This window comes from Vibrio intestinalis (assembly GCF_025195085.2).
Lineage (GTDB): Bacteria > Pseudomonadota > Gammaproteobacteria > Enterobacterales > Vibrionaceae > Vibrio > Vibrio intestinalis.
Map to the genome: position 1 here is coordinate 59,519 of NZ_JANAVY020000004.1, position 18,705 is coordinate 78,223.

The following is an 18,705-nucleotide window of genomic DNA, read 5'->3' on the forward strand; positions in this document are numbered from 1 at the left end:
ATTTTGCTAGTGGTTTTACTCGGCTTAAGCAGAAACCGTTACCACTTCGAGTAATTCTGCGATGTTATCCGCGACAAAGTCAGGATTAGACGCTGAGATAGGCTCGCCATGGTTGTAACCGTAAGTTAAGCCAAACGATGCGCAGCCTGCATTCTTAGCCGCTAGAATATCGTTCTTAGAGTCACCGACCATAAGCATTTCATTCGCACTACAACCATGTTTCTCTAATAACCAGTTCAGTGCGATTGGGTTTGGCTTTTTCTCAGCAAACGCATCACCGCCTAAAACGTCGGTAAAGTACTGAGCAATATCATGCTGAGCCAGCACATCAGGCACAAACTGAGATGGCTTATTAGTCACAAGCGCCAAGATATAACCCGCTTGCTTTAGCTCCGCTAAAGTGCTTTTTACGTTCGCGTACAAGTGGCTATTTTTGTGACCTGTTTTCTCATAAAAATCATCAAACAATTCACGGCCTTTAGCGCGAATCTCAGGGCTCAGCTCTGGATTAATCGTTAAGCTTTGGCTTAAGGCTCGACCAATCAAAACATCCGCACCGTTGCCTACGTAATCACGTACTTGCGCTTCGCTTACCGTAGCAAAACCGAGCGCTTGCGCTGCTTGATCAGCCGCAATCGCAAGATCTGGCACACTGTCTAGCAGAGTGCCATCAAGGTCAAAAGCTATCAGTTTTAAATCTTTCAACGCTCAGTCCTATTTAACCTGTGCCAGTTCTGCACGCATTTCATCAATCACTTGCTTGTAGTCTGGTTGGCTAAAGATAGCTGAACCTGCAACAAACATATCTGCGCCTGCTTCAGCGATTTCACGGATGTTATCGACTTTTACGCCGCCATCAATTTCTAGGCGAATATCACGGCCAGATTCATCGATAAGTTTACGTACCGCGCGCAGTTTATCCAAAGTGTTTAGAATGAATGATTGACCACCAAAGCCTGGGTTAACAGACATCAGTAGAATCATATCTACTTTGTCCATGATGTATTCAAGGTGGCTTAATGGCGTTGCTGGGTTAAGTACTACGCCCGCTTTACAACCGTGCTCTTTAATCAGTTGAAGGGTGCGATCGACGTGTTCTGACGCTTCAATATGGAAGGTAATCATTGATGCGCCAGCGTTAGCAAAGTCAGGGATAATACGGTCAACTGGCTTAACCATTAGGTGCACATCAATCGGCGCAGTAATGCCGTAGTCACGCAGCGCTTTACACACTGGTGCACCAAAAGTCAGGTTTGGCACATAGTGGTTGTCCATAACATCAAAGTGCACCACATCAGCACCTGCTGCGAGTACTTTTTCTACATCTTCACCAAGACGAGCAAAATCTGCAGACAAAATCGATGGAGCGATAAGGAAATCTTTCATACCTGACCTCTAGTAGTTGGCATCATTGCTTAAATCTGGCGCAATTCTACCTAAGCGGTCAGTTAGATGATAGAGGTATCAGGAAAATCTAGTGGTTAATCTTGCTTCGCTTTAAACAGCGCAAGTAACTCATCGACTTTATTTCGACCTGCACCATTACGGCTAATAGTGCGCTTAACCTTAACCACGTTAAGCTCTGCTCCATGATAGAGACGACGAGTCAGCGTTGTGTCGTGGTTAGAGATGAGTACCGGGATACCACGCTGGTTAGCGGTAGTTTCAGCTACATCCGCCAATGCGGCTTGGTCATCCAAAGAGAAGCCATTGCCTGCATAAGAGGTGAAGTTTGCAGTATTTGATAGCGGTGCGTAAGGTGGGTCGCAGTAAACCACACACCCTTTACGTGCGCGTTTAAAGGTTTCTGCATAACCTTCACAGACAAACGTCGCCTTCTTAGCTTTTTCAGCAAAAAATTCGAGTTCTTTTTCTGGGAAGTAAGGCTTTTTGTAAGAACCGAAAGGAACGTTAAAGCCCCCTTTCTTGTTGTAACGACACAAGCCATTAAAACCAAAGCGGTTCATGTACAAGAAGGCCAACGAGCGATACATCACATCGTCTGTTTGGTTGAACTCTGCGCGAACGGATAGGTACGCTTCTTTGCGGTTATTCTCAGGCACAAACCAACGCTTAGCCTCAGAGATATACAGCTCTGGGCTCTCTTTGAGGAGATTATAAAGATTGATTAGGTCTGGGTTTATATCCGCGAGCAGGTATTGCTCATAATCGGTATTGAGAAAAATAGAACCCGCGCCGACGAACGGTTCTACCAACTTGCGTGCTTCAGGCAGATGACGCTGAATGTCTTCAACTAATCCGTATTTTCCACCCGCCCACTTAAGGAAGGCACGCTGCTTTTTCATCGACTGCTCTATCTTTCAACCAAAAATTAAGGCTGCGGAATGTAACATATTTTCATCCCTTAACCCAAACAAATGCGCGTGCTATCGCTGCTTAACTGACATAACAGCACATTATGCCAATTAAGTGAGCAATGAGTAACGAACGATTAGTTTCCGCGAGTGATTTCACGCTGAACTTGATTCAGCGACTTCGCCCAAGGATCTAGTTTTTTCAGCTCATCAGAGAGCTCAGTAACCCCATCTCGAGCAAGCTGAATTGTTGGGTAGTTCTTATAGGTAATAATGAACCACTCAACGCCGCTGCGAACGGTCGGGTAAACATACACATCTTCAGTTAGCTGGTATTTGTTCAAGAAGTTCTGAGCTTCGACTAAGCTCTGCACTGCGGCGAGCTGTAAGGTATAGCTGCGTGGAGAAAAGGCGTTTAACTCTTCTTTGGCAAACGAGAACTTCACTGCTGTCGGAGTTTGAGGCGGCTGCTCATTGATAACTTCAGTTTTCACCACAGCTTCAGCAGCGACTTTATCCACTAATTCGGTATCCACTTGTTCTGGTTTACCTTCTAGCAGAGCATCGACCACTTCTGAATTGATCACCACGCGTTGCGAGTCATCTTCAATGATACCCACACTCACAGGCGCATCGACGACTTCAGGAGGTAATGAATCGGTATCATCTTCTGCTTGAGCAAGCGTTGAGTCTTCTATTGGCGTCTCTTCAACTGTTGGTAGTGTGCTAGAAGCCGCACTTGCCTCAGTTGGCGATTCTAACGTTGGAATCACCGTCTGTTCGACGTTTTGCGTGATTTGCTCTGCGGTTTCATCTGGCGTAGGTTGCCCCATCATCCATAAATAGCCACCACCAATCAGCATTAACAATGCAATCACAAAGATTCCGATTTTCACCGGAGATCCAACGATTGATCGTATGATGATGCGTTTTTCCATCTTCTGCTCCCCTAATGCCATGATTAGCCCTGGGCGACGCGCGACACTTTTATACGCGTTGCGAACGCGACGCTCTCTGTCATCTTCGACAAAACGCATCACTAAATGTTCAAAGAATCGTTCTGCTTCTTGAGCGCTAAGTGGTTCTATTTCAAACTCAACCGGCTTTGATTCTTGGCCGTAACTCAAACGAGTCAGCAGCGCATCTAAGCTATTCGGCTGAGAGAACAGCACGATGTTAATCGTCCACAAACGATGTTGCTGCGCTTCCATAAACAGCAACCATAGCTCAGACACAAAGGTTTCTGACAGCAAGTGGCCATCATCAATCACTATGACGATATCGCACATCTCGCTTTCCATGCAGCGAGTAAAACTCTCTACTAAGCTATCGGCAGGATTAAACAGCGGCTCAGGTAATACCTGAGTTAAAATAGTAGTGCGGCGTTGTTCGTCATCCTGATTTGGATGACACATCAGCAAAGATTGCTCTTTTTCTTCTGCCCACGCCTCAAGGTAGCGCTGCGCAAGCCAAGTTTTACCTGCGCCCTGTACGCCACCTACGGTAATAAAATTGGAATTGAAGTGAGTCAGTAATTGTAAGCGCTCTAACAGTTCGGTTTGAGAATCGAACTCAAGCATTCTCGATTGATGCATAACACTCATACTATAAACCTAACGGTCACTGGCTCACTTCGTTAGCGGCGTCGGACCTTAAACAACACGACAAAAATCAATAGCCTGCTCAATGACCGCTTCCGGTACACCTTTTACGACTTCTGACGTCCCAATACTGGTTGGTAACACTAAACGTAGCTCGCCCGACAATACCTTTTTATCTCGCATCATATGCTTCATGAAATCATCAAAAGACATGCTTTCAGGGGTATGTATTGGCAACTTGGCTTGTTTAAAGATGGCAATAATGCGCTCAAGTTGTTGCTCGGAAATCAGCCCTTGCAGTTGCGCTGTTTTCGCCGCCATCACAGTGCCTGCTGATACGGCCTCGCCATGTAACCAATTACCATAACCTAATTCTGCTTCTATCGCGTGACCAAAAGTATGACCTAGGTTTAATAAGGCACGAATACCTGACTCTTTTTCATCTTGAGCCACAACATCGGCCTTAATTTGGCAACACTTGGCAATGGCATAGGCTAACGACTGTTCATCCAATGCATACAATTTCGCTAGGTTTTGTTCTAACCAAGTAAAGAAGTCACCATCATAAATGATGCCGTATTTGATTACTTCAGCAATACCTGCAGCAAACTCACGTTCTGGTAACGTTGCTAAACAGTCAGTATCAATCACCACGGATTTAGGCTGATAAAACGCACCAATCATGTTTTTGCCAAGAGGATGGTTGACCGCCGTTTTACCACCAACCGATGAATCGACTTGCGACAACAAGGTGGTTGGGATCTGCACGAAATCAACTCCGCGTTGATAACAGGCTGCAGCAAAGCCGACTAAGTCACCAATCACACCACCGCCTAAAGCTACCACAACCACATCACGGCTATGATTCTCTTCAAGCATGAAGTTCATAATGGTATTGAAGGTTTCGAGCGATTTGTATTGCTCACCATCAGGCAACTCTAATAACGAGGCCTCACAATGGCATTGCTCTAGTAAAGAGAGAATTTTGTCAGCGTATAGCGGCGCAACAGTAACATTGGTGATCACCACCACTTTTTGCTTTGCTGAACTGTTTTGCTTGGTAAGAAAAGAAAGGAGGGCCGGATCATTAAATAATCCGGCGCCAATTGATATTGGATAGCTACGTTCGCCTAAGCTGACCGTAATCCGTTCCATGGGTTTGCTCCAATTTGAAATAAGATGATTCTTATCTCTCTTCTAGCATTTTTACGATCTGGTTGGCTACCACTTTTGCACTTTGATCGTCTGTACGTACTGTGTAATCCGCAATTTCTTCGTAAAGCGGGTTACGATCTTCAGCCAAAGATTCAAGTACGTCACGCGGGTTGTCAGTTCTCAACAACGGGCGCTTCTTGTCACGGTTTGTACGTGCAAGTTGTTTTTCGATAGTCGTTTCTAGGTAAACAACGATACCACGCGCAGATAAGCGGTTGCGGTTTTCTTTGCTCATTATTGAACCACCACCAGTAGCAAGAACGATGCCTTGCTCTTCAGTGAGGTCATTAATCACCTTTTCCTCGCGAGCGCGAAAGCCTGCTTCACCCTCTACATCGAAAACCCACGCGATATCCGCGCCAGTGCGTTCTTCGATTACAGTGTCAGAATCAACAAACTCCATATGAAGTTGTTGAGCAAGGTGTCTACCTATTGTGCTTTTGCCGGCACCCATTGGGCCAACAAGGAAAATATTGCGTTTCTCAGCCATGTTTAGCAGTAATTTACAACGTTAATTCAATGACATCGCCACAAGAAGTGCCAGTTATTTACTGACGTTGAGGATGCTTGTGGCACCGATTCCTCACAGATAATTCGTGATAAGACCCGAAATTATCTAGATAAGGTGCGACTAATGCAAATTTATTTTCGTATTTACTGCACGACTACTTTTGGAGTGACAAAGATTAACAGCTCACTCTTACCCAAGTTTTGGTAAGTTCGGCTAAATAACTTACCCAATAATGGTAGGTCACCCAACAGTGGAACCTTATCTACAGTGTCTGTCACACTATGTTGGAAAATCCCGCCAAGAACGACTGTTTCACCATTTTCGACCAGAACTTGAGTACCAATACGCTGAGTATTGATAGAAACCGCTTCACCAGTACCGACTTTGACAATATCGCCGGGTCTGTCTTGAGTTACACTCAGATCCAATACTAAGCGATTATCTGGCGTAATTTGCGGAGTCACTTTAAGGCTCAATACCGCCTTTTTAAATGACACACTCGCCGCGCCACTTGATGATGATTCTAAGTATGGAATCTCAGTACCTTGCTCAATGTAGGCCGGCTTTTTGTTGGTCGTGATTAAACGTGGGCTAGAGATGACCTCTGCTTTAGACTCACGTTGCAATGCCGATAGTTCTAAATCGAGCAATGTTCCCGACCCTAGCTTCGCTACCTGAAATGCAATAGTTGAAGCACTTGGTGAAGAGGCCGCTAGGTTTACGTTAAGAAAATCACCAATATCATCAGGGGCAATACTGCCGCCTGTGGATTCTCCATTCTCACCATCGGACTTAAGATCTTGATAGAGGCCACGCTCGTAGAAATTACCCTCTAGGGAGCCGCCCACATCGCCACCGCTTGAGTTTAAACTCCAACGGACACCGAGTTCATCCAAGTTACCTTCGTTGACTGTAACAATACGAGCCTCAATTTGGACCTGCTTCACTGGAATATCCAAAGATTCAACAATACCGCGAATTACCTTGATATTCTCTGCAAGATCGCGGATAAGAATTGCGTTGGTTCGGTCGTCTACAGTAATAGAGCCTCGCTCAGACAACATGCTGATCGCACCATCCCCCCCAATCATCTCGGCAATTTCCGTCGCATTGGCAAAGTTTACTTTGATAATTTCAGATTTAAGCTCACCCAACTCTTCTTCTAGGCGTTCATTCTCAAGTCTTTGCTTTTCACGTAAATCTAATTCCGCTTTCGGCGCAACAAGAACCACATTGCCATCAACTCGCTTATCTAACCCTTTAACTTGTAGGATGATATCCAGAACTTGTTGCCATGGCACTCCGTCTAAACGAAGCGTTAAATTACCATCGACTGAATCTGATACCACAAGGTTGAAATTGTTGTAGTCAGCGATGAGCTGTAACACGTTTCGAACCGGAATATCTTGGAAGTTTATTGAGATTTTCTTACCTGGCTTATCCAAAATCGACGCTTGTGGCTTATCTTTAGCATCACTCTTTTTCGGACTCACGGTCACTTCTAAGAAATTACTATTGAGCGAGTAATCGTAGCTATAATCACCTTTCACACTGGTCAGTAATCTGACGTTATTTTGCTTACGAAATACCTCTATCGATTGGACACTGGTAGCGAAATCTTTCACATCAAATACCGACAGTTTACTGTCAGAAACTTGGGTGTTGATCAACTCTATACTCAGCCCTTCTTGCACCTTTTGCACATCTACTGCGATCTTGTCTTGGGCAAGCTCGATGATTATTTTGCCGTTCTTCGCATTGTCGACTCTAAAATCAAGGCTAGTTAAAGTATTACTTGCTGCTTGAGCGAAACAAGTACCGGACACAGCCCAAAGCACCACCATCAAAGAGGTGGTCATAAAGCGGGTTGTTGAAAAAGCGTTCCATCTATTTTTCATTATCATTATCTCAATACTGACGATTATTTGAGGGCTAATTTCACATTGCGTCGACTCCAACAACCTAATCCGTCGGGCAGTGTTTCATTGACTTGAATGTAATCAGCGTTAACTTGGGTTACCTTGCCGTTGTTTAAGCCGATAAATTGGCCAACTTCGACTTTCACCACGATTCCTGAAGGTGTCTGAACTAAAGCAGAGTTGCTTCCGCTCTTACTCATTACGCCTTTTAAGCGTAATTTTTCGAGATCAAACGTCTCTAATGGCCCTACCCTTTTGCGTTGAATGGGCTGCCAACAATCTTTTCGCGCTTGGGGTTGATTCAACACCAGCGCAGCTTGCGGTAATGCAAATGGCTTACGATCATAGTGGGCGCTGTATTTTCCGGTTTTAAAATCTAATGCAGGTTTAAGATCCAAAACCTTCACCTGCGCTTGCCGCTCCGCGGTCGCAACAAACTCAGGTAGAGAACCTTGATGAGCTCGACAACCAGCCAATGCCAGCACTCCCATCAGAAGCGACGGCAAATAATTACCCTTCATCTTTCACCTCCGGCTTAAACTGGTAGGTATAAGCGCGAACCCTAAAGTGCAGCGTGCTACTTTCTAGACTCACTCGGTGCCAACCAACATCTAAGAAATTAATAATTCGAGGTTGCTCCGCTATCGCTTGGGTAAATTGACCGATATCGTCGTAATTCCCCGTCAATTCAATATTCAACGGCAAACGATAGAGAAACTCTTTATTCTCTTTGGCGCCCCAATCAATTCGGGTGAAGGTTAAGTTATTTTTCAAACCTTGGTTGTTAACCGAAGCTAACATAGTCGCTAGCTCTTTCTGCGCGGGTAACTGGCGCGATATGACATCATACCGCTCAGATAAATCGCCTAACTGAGCTTTTAAATGCGGTAGTGCTGCGACCTTGCTTGCTTTAACATTAACTGTTGCTTTTAAGGTTTGTTCGCTCTGTTTAAGATCATCCAACTGAGTCATCTTCGGGTCGACATACCATAGGTAACCTACCGCTTGTAACACCACTAGCAATACAAGCAAAACCGTAAGCTGAGCCATCAATGGCCATTGGCCGATTTCCTCAATGTCGAGTTCAGAATAGTTAGCCATGATTTCCCTCCTCGGCATCAGAAGCGATTGGCTTAAAGGAAAACGACACACTGAATGTCTGATACTTTTGACCAAAACGAGGCTTGTCATGGATGATGGAGTGCATTTCGACTTCATTTAAGGCGGCACTATTTTCCAGCCTATCTAGCATGGTCGCCAAACGTGATGTGGTATCACTGATACCACTCATATCAATTTGATGACCGTTCATTTTGATTTTGTCGATGTAGACACCTTCTGGTATCAGCTTTGGTATTAAGTTCATAAACTGCGTTGTTTTGTTGCGCTGTTCTTGCAACTCTTCAACCACCTTTAAGCGTGTCATTAGCGATTGGTGTTCTTTTTCAATGTGGTTGAGTTCCACTAACTGCTTATCAAGCTCAACAATGTGGCGATTGAGAAAATCTAACCTTTGCTGTTGCGCCATTTTCTGTTGATCAACAAAAAAGCCCAGCCCCCACTGAATGAAAAAGGTGACTAACAGACTTAATACCACCAGCCCGAAAAAGCGTTGTTGGTGAGCTTTTCTCTGCTGCTCACGCCATGGCAATAAGTTAACGTTATGAAGCATGGCTTTGCTCCATCCAATCTAATCCCCGTAAGGCCAAGCCCGCCGCTAAGGTGTAGCTGTAACCATGACAACGTGAACGGCTATTACGTTTATCTCCCCAGTTAAATAAACTGAAGGGGTCAAACAGCTCACAACGAAGATTGAGATTTCGAGTAAGCTCCTCTAAAAGCATTGGCGTATTCGCACCACCGCCGGTTAACCAAATACCTTCAAAATTGATATTTTCTACCGAGGCGAGCAGCTGAATCTGACGCTGCACTCTATCGACTAAACTGGCAATGAACTGGTGGGTCGCATCATGAGTAACTGAATGTGGATTATCATGTTCATCACGAAGAGATTGACCGCCAACTGGCAGTTCTCTGCACAGCGGCGCTTTATTAGGGAAATCAAAAACCATGGTCGAGTGGGTATGCCCCACATCAAGCAACAACCAATTGTTTTTTTGCTGCATTTTCGCGATGGCTTGCCATACTCGGACTAAACTGTGCCCTTGTACATCGAGCAAGAAAGGAGTTAAGCCGACCTTTTTACATACATCCATTCGGTTGTCGACCACCTCTTTTTTAGTGGCAAAAACTTGAACGGGCTGTAAGGATTCCGCCGAATTCACCAATGAAGTGAAACTATAATCGATGCTTAATTCATCAAGTTCAAAAGGAGACTGGTGTGAAAACGCCTCAAAAATGGCATACTCCATCTCCTGAGCAGATAAATACTTATCTACTTGTATTAACTTGGAAATGACAGAATTATCAGGAATAGACAATGCAACTTTGCGACTAAAAAACGGTAGCCCCTTTTTTAGTTCTTTGAGTTTATTTACAATTTCCTGATAATTTAAAAGATGGTTATCTGTGAAAATAACGTCACTGACCATTACCTCTCGATAGTACGAGAGGGTTAACGAACCTTTTGCTGGCTTAAGAACGATGGCTTTTATGCTGTGATGCCCGATATCAATGCCAGTAATAAGTGATGTACTCATACTGCAGTGCTCCAAAAATGGATTCGAATGCGCAATATCATTTGTACCGTAAAAGGACACTCCATTAACGCGTTCCATATAATTCGCTAAGGTTACTAGGCATACCCCCTAGTTAGCCTCTATTAATCAGGGAATATCCGGTGAAGTTCATAAAGCGATTGTTCATATTCGCATTAATTTGCATTATTCTTGGAGTGGGAACTATTTTTGGTTTCTACTTATACGTAAAGCCTGAACTGCCCGATGTAGCTACACTTCGGGACGTAAAACTGCAAACGCCTATGCAGGTTTTCAGTCAAGATGGAAAGCTTATTTCTCAGTTTGGTGAGAAGCGCCGCATCCCTGTCAAATATGATGAAATTCCGCAACATTTGATTGACGCGCTTATCGCGACAGAAGACAGCCGTTTTTACGACCACCCTGGTATCGACCCAATCGGTATTACCCGCGCGGCAGTGGTAGTAGCCATGTCTGGTTCAGCTAAGCAAGGTGCAAGTACCATCACACAGCAGCTGGCACGTAACTTCTTCTTATCAAATGAGAAGAAGATCATGCGTAAAATCAAAGAGATCTTTATCGCGATCCATATCGAGCAGCTATTAAGCAAACAAGAGATCATGGAGCTTTACGTCAACAAGATCTTCCTTGGCCACCGCTCATACGGTTTTGGTGCGGCAGCACGTGTTTACTTTGGTAAAGATCTTAAAGATCTAAGCTTGAGTGAAATTGCGACTTTGGCGGGTATGCCAAAAGCGCCATCCACCATGAACCCGATTTACTCGCTAAAACGTGCGACTCATCGTCGTAATGTTGTGCTACAACGTATGCTGGATGAAAAGTACATTACCCAAGCAGAATACGAGCAAGCAAAAAGCGAGACCATTCTCTCGAAATATCACAGCGCAGATATTGAGCTAAGCGCACCTTACGTGGCAGAGCTAGCACGCGCGTGGATGGTAGAACGCTATGGTGAAGAGGCTTACACCTCAGGCATGAACATCTACACCACAGTGAACGCAAAGCTGCAAAAAGCGGCTAACGATGCCGCAATCAACAACCTACTTGCTTACGATGAACGCCACGGCTACCGCGGCGCTGAAAAAGTACTTTGGCAAGCAGATGCGACGCCATTCTCAACCGAAGACATTAAAAAGGCGCTTCGTCAGTACCCAACTTACGGTGAACTTATCCCTGCGGTGGTTACCGCGATTGATGGCAAGACAGCCACTATCTACGCTAAAAGCTCTGGCCAACAACAGCTAGATTGGAATGGCATGAAATGGGCGCGCAAATTCCGCACAGATGAGCGTCAAGGCGCTGCACCGAAGAAAGCTAGCGATATCATTGCCGTTGGTGAGTTGGTTTGGGTTCGTGAAGTCGAAAGCCAGCAGGAAGAAGGCGATATCGTTTATGACTGGCATTTAAGCCAAGTGCCTAATGCCAACACAGCTTTTGTTGCGATGAATCCAGAAAATGGCGCTGTGCTTTCTATGGTGGGTGGCTTTAACTTCATCCACAACAAATTTAACCGTGCGACTCAATCTGTCCGTCAGGTTGGTTCTGGTATTAAACCATTCGTTTACTCAGCAGCTATCGACAAAGGCATGACTCTAGCTAGCCTAATTAACGATGCACCAATCAACCAGTGGGACCAAAGCCAAGGTACGGCTTGGCGTCCTAAGAACTCACCACCAACCTATGTTGGCCCTACCCGCCTCCGCGTTGGTCTAGCTCAGTCGAAAAACGTTATGGCAGTGCGTGTACTGCGTGAAGTTGGCTTGGACGAAACTCGCGAATACCTAACTCGTTTTGGTTTTGCTATCGATGATGTACCTCGTTCTGAAACCATTGCTCTAGGTGCTGGTAGCCTAACACCAATGAAGATGGCTCAAGGCTATTCGGTATTCGCTAATGGTGGCTACTATGTAGAGCCTTACTACATCGAAAAAGTGGTTGGCCCATTTGGCGATCTTGAATATCAAGCCGCGCCTAAAGCGATTTGTAAGCAGAACTGCCCAACAACTCCAACTGCGCCAGCAGCAAATGACAACGAATTCAATGAACAGGATGTCGCGTTAACGGACAGCACAGAGCCTCAATACGCACCGCAAGTTATCTCAGAGCAAACTGCGTTTTTAGTGCGAGAAATGCTTTACAGCAACGTTTGGGGTGGTGGTAGCTGGCGCGATGGTACAGGCTGGAATGGTACTGGTTGGCGCGCGCAAAAACTTGAACGCCGTGATATTGGTGGTAAAACCGGTACAACCAATGACTCGAAAGATGCATGGTATAACGGTTATGGCCCGGGTGTGGTTGCTGTAGCGTGGGTAGGTTTTGATGATCACAGCCGTAAACTTGGCCGAACCTCATACAACAACAACCTAGGTAAGAAGCAAACAACCGGTGCAGAAGCCGGTGCGAAAACTGCGCAACCAGCATGGGTAGACTTTATGCGCACAGCAGTATCTCTGCATGCTGAAGAGCCGAAAGTTATTCCTCCTGGCATCGTACGAATTCGTATCGATCGTGACTCTGGTTTGCTCACCACCAAATCAGATGGCACGACCATGTTTGAGTACTTCCGTGCAGGTCATCAGCCGAAAGAATATGTATCAGCTGAAACGACAGATACTATTTACACTACGGATGAAGAAGAAGAGCTGTTCTAGGGCTCTACTTTCAATAAAAACAAAGGTTGGCATATGCCAACCTTTTTTATATTCAATACATCAAGCTAAGAACTTAACAACCTAATTGCTGCTTAATCGTCTCAGCTAGCTGTTCAAAGCGCGTTTTAAACGGCGAACCTGGGCGGTAAGCGACAACAATCGAACGTGTCGGCTCTGGGTTAACAGCACGCACGTAACATACCCCATCCTTTTGCTTCTCTTTAGGCAGAGAAAGTTGCGGCAGCAAAGTAATGCCCGCACCAGCAGCCACCATATTTCTCAAGGTTTCTAAGCTGGTTGCTTTGAAGCGCTCATCATCTTTTGCACCTGCGGCAAAGCAAAAACCTAATGCCTGATCACGCAAACAGTGGCCATCACCCAATGCCAGTACCGTTTTACCGTTGAGTTCTAACATATCCAGTTCATCGAGCTTCGCCCATTCGTGATCACATGGCACTGCAACACTTAATGGCTCACGATAGACCTCAATCTCTTTAAACGGCTCGGTTTCTGATACCGAAGCCAACACCAAGCAATCGAGTTTGCCTTCCTCAAGCTGGCGCACCAGTTGGTGAGTCTGCGCTTCATGCAAATACAACTCTAGATCTGGGAACTGCTCTTTCAACGTCGGCACAATTCTCGGCAAGATGTATGGCCCAACCGTAGGGATAAAGCCAATGTGCATTGGCCCTGTCATTGCTCCACTTTGATCACTCGCCATGTCGCGAAATGTTTTCACTTCACTCAGAATTTTTTTCGCTTGTTCCACTAACTGTAAACCAGCATCAGTAAACAGAACTCGGCGGCTACTGCGCTCTAATAACGCCGTTCCTAACTCATCTTCCAGTTTACGAATTTGGCCACTTAATGTGGGTTGGCTGACAAAGCAAGCTTCTGCCGCTTTACGAAAGTGGTTGTGCTCAGCAAGGGCAACCAGGTATTCAAAATCACGAATGTTCATGACTGTATCCAGCTTATTTCTAGTTAATAGAATTTATCTATCAAAACCATAGCATCAAACGATTAGAGCTATCAAAAGATTTTTTTAATAATGGGCTCAACGAAACGAAATAGAGCAGCGAAAAAGACTAAGCTCTTAAACGAACAAATTAAAAAGGAAACCATTATGTTTGCATCTAAAGAAGGCCAAGCAGTACCACAAGTTACTTTCCCAACTCGTCAAGGTGACGCTTGGGTAAACCTAACAACTGATGAACTATTTAAAGACAAAACTGTGATTGTATTTAGCCTACCAGGTGCATTCACTCCAACTTGTTCATCTAGCCACCTACCACGCTACAACGAGCTGTTCCCAGTATTCAAAGAGCACGGTGTTGATGAAATCCTATGTGTATCTGTGAACGACACATTCGTAATGAACGCTTGGAAAGATGACCAAGAAGCAGAAAACATCACATTCATTCCTGATGGTAACGGCGAGTTCACTGATGGCATGGGTATGCTGGTTGATAAAAACGACCTAGGCTTTGGCAAACGTTCATGGCGCTACAGCATGCTGGTTAAAAACGGCGTGGTAGAGAAAATGTTCATCGAACCAAACGAGCCAGGCGACCCGTTCAAAGTATCTGATGCTGACACTATGCTTAAGCACGTAGCACCAGACTACAAAACTCAAGAGTCAATTACTGTATTTACTAAACCTGGTTGCCCATTCTGTGCGAAAGCGAAACAGAACCTAATCGACAAAGGTCTACAGTACGAAGAAGTGATTCTAGGTAAAGATGCGACAACGGTAAGCCTACGAGCTATCACTGGCCGCACAACAGTACCTCAAGTGTTCATCGGTGGTAAACACATCGGTGGTAGTGAAGAGCTAGAAGCTTTCCTAGGCTAATAACTGACATTGGGTTAACACCTCACTGCACAACTTTATCACCCTCGATTTCTCAACTCCCACTCTGTGTGAGTTGGGAAATCACCCCTCAAGATTCAAAGAAATACCATCATTCCCTGACACATAAAGGGAAAGCGAGAACCATTATGAAACGATTAACCGTTGACGTAGCCGTTATTGGTGGCGGCACAGCAGGCCTTGGCGCCTACCGCGTAGCAAAAGCTCACTCTGAAAATGTAGTTATGATTGAAGGTGGCCCATACGGCACGACATGTGCTCGCGTAGGTTGTATGCCATCTAAGCTACTGATTGCAGCCGCCGAAAGCGTGCATCAAATTGAAAAAGCACCGGGCTTTGGTGTTCACCCACAAGGTGAGATTCGCATCGACGGCCGTGAAGTAATGGATCGTGTGAAGCGTGAACGTGACCGCTTTGTTGGCTTTGTTCTAGAGGGTGTGGATGAAATTCCTGCTAAAGATAAGATTACTGGTTACGCACAGTTTGTTGATAACAACACCCTGATCGTAGATGACCATACTGAAATCAAAGCACAACGCATTGTGATTGCAACCGGCTCTCGCCCTGCTTACCCAGCAGTATGGAACGAGCTAGGCGATCGCTTGGTGATCAACGATGATGTTTTTGATTGGGATGATTTACCTGAATCTGTGGCTGTGTTTGGCCCGGGTGTGATAGGCCTTGAACTTGGTCAAGCGCTGCACCGCCTTGGCGTTAAAGTAAAACTGTTTGGTCTTGGTGGTCAAGTGGGTCCATTAACTGACCCAGCAGTCATGGCTTACGCGACTAAAGCCTTCCAAGAAGAATTCTACTTAGACCCTGATGTAAAAGTAGAGAGCATGAAGCGTGTTGCGGCATCAGACAACAGCGAAAAAGAAACGGTAGAAATTCAATTCATCAACCATGATGGTGAACTAGAAACATTCAATGCCGACTACGTACTTGCTGCAACTGGCCGCCGCCCTAACGTAGACAAACTGGCGATTGAAAACACCTCAATGGAACTGGATGAACGTGGTGTACCCACTGCGGATTACTACACACTGCAAACATCGGTAAGCAATATCTTTATTGCTGGTGACGCAAGCAACCAAATTCCGTTGCTACACGAAGCGGCTGACCAAGGTCGAATTGCCGGAGACAATGCTGGTCGTTACCCTGATATTCGAGCAGGCCTGCGCCGCACGTCAATTTCAGCCGTATTCTCTGACCCGCAAATCGCAATGGTGGGTGAAACTCGCAAGCAAATTGAAACACGTTTAGGTCAATGTGGCTGTTTTGCAACGGGTGAAGTATCGTTTGAAAACCAAGGCCGCTCACGCGTTATGCTACGTAACAAAGGCTTGCTACATGTTTATGGCGAACAAGGCACTGGTCGTTTCCTTGGCGCTGAAATGATGGGCCCGAATGCTGAGCATTTAGCTCACCTATTGGCTTGGGCACATCAAAACAAAATGACGGTATCTGAGATGCTAGATATGCCTTTCTACCATCCAGTGATTGAAGAAGGCGTGCGCACTGCACTACGCGATTTAAACGCTAAACTTCATCTTGGCCCAGAAATGATTAAGCACTGCTTAGACTGTGGCCCTGGTTGTTAATCTGTAAACAGATTAATCCACCAATAAAAAACGAGCCATTTGGCTCGTTTTTTCTATTTCTCAGCAGCAATTACTGAGATTTCCACCAGCAGCGCATCTCGCGCCATATCCGCTGTCACACACGCTCGCGCAGGTGCATGGCCTTCAGGTACCCAAGCATCCCAAACCGCATTCATCTCTTGGAAATACTGCATATCTTTTAGATAAATCGTCGCTGAAAGCATGTGCTCTTTATCACTACCCGCTTCAAGCAACAGCTCTTCAACTTTATCTAGCATGGTTTGTGTTTGCTCGGTGATACCTTGAGTTGCATCGGCACACACTTGACCACACAAATAGATCACACCGTTATGCTTTACAATACGGCTCATACGTTGTTTTGTTTGTTGACGTTCAATCATTATTTATCACTTCCGTTTTACGCTATTTAGTTAGTGTAATTTCAGATATTCTAGGGCCGAGTATGGTACAGAATAAGACTTGGTCATGACATGCAATAACTGCGAAAAGCAGACTTGGTTTTGGAAAAAGATTGGCCGTTGTATGCGTTGTGTACAGCAACTAACTCTATTGAGCATCATTGCAGCAATTGCGTGGTGGATATTGTTTCGCGATACACCGAGAAGTATCGAGTCGATTGCGCTTTTAATGGCCTTGGCAAGCTTCGTCGGATTATTGGGTCTTCATCTTTGGATGCGATTTATTGTCTTTCCTCTGCGCGGTGAGAAGCCAGACTAAACACACCAATCAAAAACCCGAACGCTAGAAAGAAAAAAGCCCCGAAACCAATATCGATTTCAGGGCTTTCTTAGAATTCATCTAAGAAAAAGCAGTGGTACTTTAATAGACCGGCCTTCCCTCAGATAGTTCCAAATTTTTTCGATCTTTTTTGATCTTCTGGTAAATGCACTAATTTTCAGCAGCTTAGCCATTAAATTATTTTGTCATTCATTTGAACTTATTGGTTGTTCAAACGACCTTTTGCTTGTTCAACGGCATAAGCGACTTGCTCAGGTGCGACACCACCCAGTGCATTACGCTTCGCTAGGCAAGAATCAATAGTCAAAATGTCATATACATCCTGCTCAATCACAGGTGAGAAGGCTTTTAGCTCATCAATTGATAACTCTTCTAACGCACAGCCTTTCTCAATAGCTCCAACAACAGCAACACCAACAATATGGTGCGCTTCACGGAAAGGAATACCTTTCGCTACCAAGTAATCTGCAAGCTCTGTTGCGTTAGCATAGCCTTGCTGAGCGGCTTCTAAAGTACGCTCTTGATTCACTTTGATGCCATCGAAACACAGCGCCGCCATGATCAAGCAATCGAACCACGTATCCAAAGCATCAAACAGACCTTCTTTGTCTTCTTGCATGTCTTTGTTGTACGCCAATGGCAACGCTTTCACTGTCATCATCATGCCAGCTAGTGAGCCATAAACGCGGCCAGTTTTACCGCGGATCAACTCGAGCGCATCTGGGTTTTTCTTCTGTGGCATCAATGAAGAACCTGATGTTACGGTATCAGCCAGCTCCAAGAAGTTTGCTTCACCTGAGTTGTAGAAGATCATATCCTCTGCCAAACGAGATAAGTGCAACATAGAAAGCGATGCAACCGACATCAGTTCGATCACATGATCGCGGTCAGACACAGAATCTAGCGAGTTACGCGTTGCACGGCTAAAGCCAAGATCTTGCGCGATCACTTCACGATCCATTGGGTAAGCCGTACCAGCTAATGCACCAGAACCTAATGGACAAGTATTCAGTCGCTTAATCGCATCTTGAAGGCGCGAGTGGTCACGCTCAAACATTTCAACATAAGCTAAACACCAATGAGCAAACGTCACAGGCTGCGCACGTTGTAAGTGGGTGTAACCCGGTAGTACTGTTTGTTGATGTGCTTTGGCTACTTCGACCATTTGATTTTGTAGCTGTTCTAAAGCGCCTAACAACACTTCGCCTTGCTCACGACACCAAAGTTTCAGGTCTGTCGCTACTTGGTCGTTACGCGAACGACCTGTGTGAAGTTTTTTACCTAGGTCGCCGACTTTTTCAATCAGCTGCTGCTCAACCCATGAGTGAATGTCTTCTGCGTCAGAAGCAAGAATCTGCTTTGGGTTTTGCTCAACGCTAACTTTCAGCTCGTTCAGCGCGGTTTCAAGTTGTTGCTGCTCTTGCTGTGTCAATACGTTTACTGACAGCAGCGCTTTTGACCATGCAATTGAACCTACGATGTCTTGCACCGCCAAACGATAATCGAAGCGAAGTGAGTCGTTGAAGTCTTTAAATCTAGTGTCTGCCGCTTGGGTAAATCTACCGCCCCATAATGCCATTGC

General features: G+C 45.3%; 17 protein-coding genes and 1 pseudogene. 4 read left to right on the top strand and 14 right to left on the bottom strand.

Annotated features, from left to right (window positions below; genetic code table 11):
- Window positions 1–24: 24 nt before the first annotated feature.
- From MU515_RS08510 to pilM, 11 genes are all read right to left on the bottom strand, one after another.
- Window positions 25–705 (bottom strand): phosphoglycolate phosphatase, encoded by a 681-nt coding sequence (locus tag MU515_RS08510; protein WP_260259995.1) that lies wholly within the window; start codon window positions 703–705, stop codon window positions 25–27.
- 9 nt (window positions 706–714) lie between these two features.
- Entirely contained in the window at window positions 715–1,386 is a 672-nt protein-coding gene (gene rpe, locus MU515_RS08515; RefSeq protein ID WP_260259996.1) for a ribulose-phosphate 3-epimerase, read from the bottom strand.
- A 95-nt stretch (window positions 1,387–1,481) separates the two neighbouring features.
- Window positions 1,482–2,306 carry a Dam family site-specific DNA-(adenine-N6)-methyltransferase gene (locus MU515_RS08520; protein ID WP_260259997.1) on the bottom strand — a complete coding sequence of 275 codons (825 nt, stop codon included), beginning with the start codon at window positions 2,304–2,306 and terminating at the stop codon, window positions 1,482–1,484.
- A gap of 146 nt (window positions 2,307–2,452) precedes the next feature.
- Entirely contained in the window at window positions 2,453–3,919 is a 1,467-nt protein-coding gene (locus MU515_RS08525; protein WP_260259998.1) for an SPOR domain-containing protein, read from the bottom strand.
- Between the two features lie 48 nt (window positions 3,920–3,967).
- Window positions 3,968–5,071: a 3-dehydroquinate synthase gene (gene aroB / locus MU515_RS08530; RefSeq protein WP_260259999.1), complete on the bottom strand. Its 1,104-nt coding sequence runs from the start codon at window positions 5,069–5,071 to the stop codon at window positions 3,968–3,970.
- 31 nt (window positions 5,072–5,102) lie between these two features.
- Entirely contained in the window at window positions 5,103–5,621 is a 519-nt protein-coding gene (gene aroK / locus MU515_RS08535; RefSeq protein ID WP_260260000.1) for a shikimate kinase AroK, read from the bottom strand.
- A 164-nt stretch (window positions 5,622–5,785) separates the two neighbouring features.
- Complete coding sequence (locus tag MU515_RS08540) at window positions 5,786–7,486, bottom strand: type IV pilus secretin PilQ (RefSeq protein ID WP_260260167.1); 1,701 nt, start codon at window positions 7,484–7,486, stop codon at window positions 5,786–5,788.
- Between the two features lie 77 nt (window positions 7,487–7,563).
- Window positions 7,564–8,082 (bottom strand): pilus assembly protein PilP, encoded by a 519-nt coding sequence (locus MU515_RS08545; protein WP_260260001.1) that lies wholly within the window; start codon window positions 8,080–8,082, stop codon window positions 7,564–7,566.
- Window positions 8,072–8,662 (bottom strand): type IV pilus inner membrane component PilO, encoded by a 591-nt coding sequence (locus tag MU515_RS08550; protein ID WP_260260002.1) that lies wholly within the window; start codon window positions 8,660–8,662, stop codon window positions 8,072–8,074. The genes MU515_RS08545 and MU515_RS08550 overlap by 11 nt, the downstream gene beginning before the upstream one ends.
- Window positions 8,655–9,233: a PilN domain-containing protein gene (locus MU515_RS08555; protein ID WP_260260003.1), complete on the bottom strand. Its 579-nt coding sequence runs from the start codon at window positions 9,231–9,233 to the stop codon at window positions 8,655–8,657. The genes MU515_RS08550 and MU515_RS08555 overlap by 8 nt, the downstream gene beginning before the upstream one ends.
- Window positions 9,223–10,299 carry a type IV pilus assembly protein PilM gene (gene pilM, locus MU515_RS08560; RefSeq protein WP_349775423.1) on the bottom strand — a complete coding sequence of 359 codons (1,077 nt, stop codon included), beginning with the start codon at window positions 10,297–10,299 and terminating at the stop codon, window positions 9,223–9,225. The genes MU515_RS08555 and pilM overlap by 11 nt, the downstream gene beginning before the upstream one ends.
- 62 nt (window positions 10,300–10,361) lie before the next feature.
- On the opposite strand from pilM, the gene MU515_RS08565 reads away from it, so the two are divergent.
- Window positions 10,362–12,890 (top strand): penicillin-binding protein 1A, encoded by a 2,529-nt coding sequence (locus MU515_RS08565; RefSeq protein WP_260260004.1) that lies wholly within the window; start codon window positions 10,362–10,364, stop codon window positions 12,888–12,890.
- A 73-nt stretch (window positions 12,891–12,963) separates the two neighbouring features.
- Here the strand turns inward: MU515_RS08565 and oxyR are convergent, their stop codons facing one another.
- On the bottom strand, window positions 12,964–13,851 hold the full coding sequence (gene oxyR / locus MU515_RS08570; RefSeq protein WP_260260005.1) for a DNA-binding transcriptional regulator OxyR: 888 nt from the start codon (window positions 13,849–13,851) through the stop codon (window positions 12,964–12,966).
- Between the two features lie 165 nt (window positions 13,852–14,016).
- Here oxyR and MU515_RS08575 point away from each other — a divergent pair, with 165 nt between their 5' ends.
- Together MU515_RS08575 and MU515_RS08580 are read left to right on the top strand one after the other, a co-directional pair.
- On the top strand, window positions 14,017–14,745 hold the full coding sequence (locus tag MU515_RS08575) for a redoxin family protein (protein WP_260260006.1): 729 nt from the start codon (window positions 14,017–14,019) through the stop codon (window positions 14,743–14,745).
- Between the two features lie 146 nt (window positions 14,746–14,891).
- Window positions 14,892–16,364, top strand: a complete 1,473-nt coding sequence (locus MU515_RS08580) for a dihydrolipoyl dehydrogenase (protein ID WP_260260007.1) — start codon at window positions 14,892–14,894, stop codon at window positions 16,362–16,364.
- A 53-nt stretch (window positions 16,365–16,417) separates the two neighbouring features.
- Here MU515_RS08580 and MU515_RS08585 read toward each other — a convergent pair whose 3' ends face one another.
- A complete protein-coding gene (locus tag MU515_RS08585; protein ID WP_053396533.1) occupies window positions 16,418–16,765 on the bottom strand; it encodes a RidA family protein in 348 nt (115 codons plus the stop codon).
- Between the two features lie 85 nt (window positions 16,766–16,850).
- Here MU515_RS08585 and MU515_RS08590 point away from each other — a divergent pair, with 85 nt between their 5' ends.
- Window positions 16,851–17,102 (top strand): DUF3624 domain-containing protein, encoded by a 252-nt coding sequence (locus tag MU515_RS08590; protein WP_260260008.1) that lies wholly within the window; start codon window positions 16,851–16,853, stop codon window positions 17,100–17,102.
- A gap of 223 nt (window positions 17,103–17,325) precedes the next feature.
- On the opposite strand, the pseudogene argH reads toward MU515_RS08590, so the two are convergent.
- Window positions 17,326–18,702: pseudogene (gene argH, locus MU515_RS08595) on the bottom strand (argininosuccinate lyase); the annotation flags it as partial.
- Window positions 18,703–18,705: the final 3 nt, after the last annotated feature.

Coding starts and splice junctions, on each gene's coding strand:
- rpe (WP_260259996.1), bottom strand. CDS start 1,386: ATGAAAGATTTCCTTATCGCTCCATCGATTTTGTCTGCAGATTTTGCT.
- MU515_RS08520 (WP_260259997.1), bottom strand. CDS start 2,306: ATGAAAAAGCAGCGTGCCTTCCTTAAGTGGGCGGGTGGAAAATACGGA.
- MU515_RS08525 (WP_260259998.1), bottom strand. CDS start 3,919: ATGAGTGTTATGCATCAATCGAGAATGCTTGAGTTCGATTCTCAAACC.
- aroB (WP_260259999.1), bottom strand. CDS start 5,071: ATGGAACGGATTACGGTCAGCTTAGGCGAACGTAGCTATCCAATATCA.
- aroK (WP_260260000.1), bottom strand. CDS start 5,621: ATGGCTGAGAAACGCAATATTTTCCTTGTTGGCCCAATGGGTGCCGGC.
- MU515_RS08540 (WP_260260167.1), bottom strand. CDS start 7,486: ATGGTGGTGCTTTGGGCTGTGTCCGGTACTTGTTTCGCTCAAGCAGCA.
- MU515_RS08545 (WP_260260001.1), bottom strand. CDS start 8,082: ATGAAGGGTAATTATTTGCCGTCGCTTCTGATGGGAGTGCTGGCATTG.
- MU515_RS08550 (WP_260260002.1), bottom strand. CDS start 8,662: ATGGCTAACTATTCTGAACTCGACATTGAGGAAATCGGCCAATGGCCA.
- MU515_RS08555 (WP_260260003.1), bottom strand. CDS start 9,233: ATGCTTCATAACGTTAACTTATTGCCATGGCGTGAGCAGCAGAGAAAA.
- pilM (WP_349775423.1), bottom strand. CDS start 10,299: ATGGAACGCGTTAATGGAGTGTCCTTTTACGGTACAAATGATATTGCG.
- oxyR (WP_260260005.1), bottom strand. CDS start 13,851: ATGAACATTCGTGATTTTGAATACCTGGTTGCCCTTGCTGAGCACAAC.
- MU515_RS08575 (WP_260260006.1), top strand. CDS start 14,017: ATGTTTGCATCTAAAGAAGGCCAAGCAGTACCACAAGTTACTTTCCCA.
- MU515_RS08580 (WP_260260007.1), top strand. CDS start 14,892: ATGAAACGATTAACCGTTGACGTAGCCGTTATTGGTGGCGGCACAGCA.
- MU515_RS08585 (WP_053396533.1), bottom strand. CDS start 16,765: ATGATTGAACGTCAACAAACAAAACAACGTATGAGCCGTATTGTAAAG.
- MU515_RS08590 (WP_260260008.1), top strand. CDS start 16,851: ATGACATGCAATAACTGCGAAAAGCAGACTTGGTTTTGGAAAAAGATT.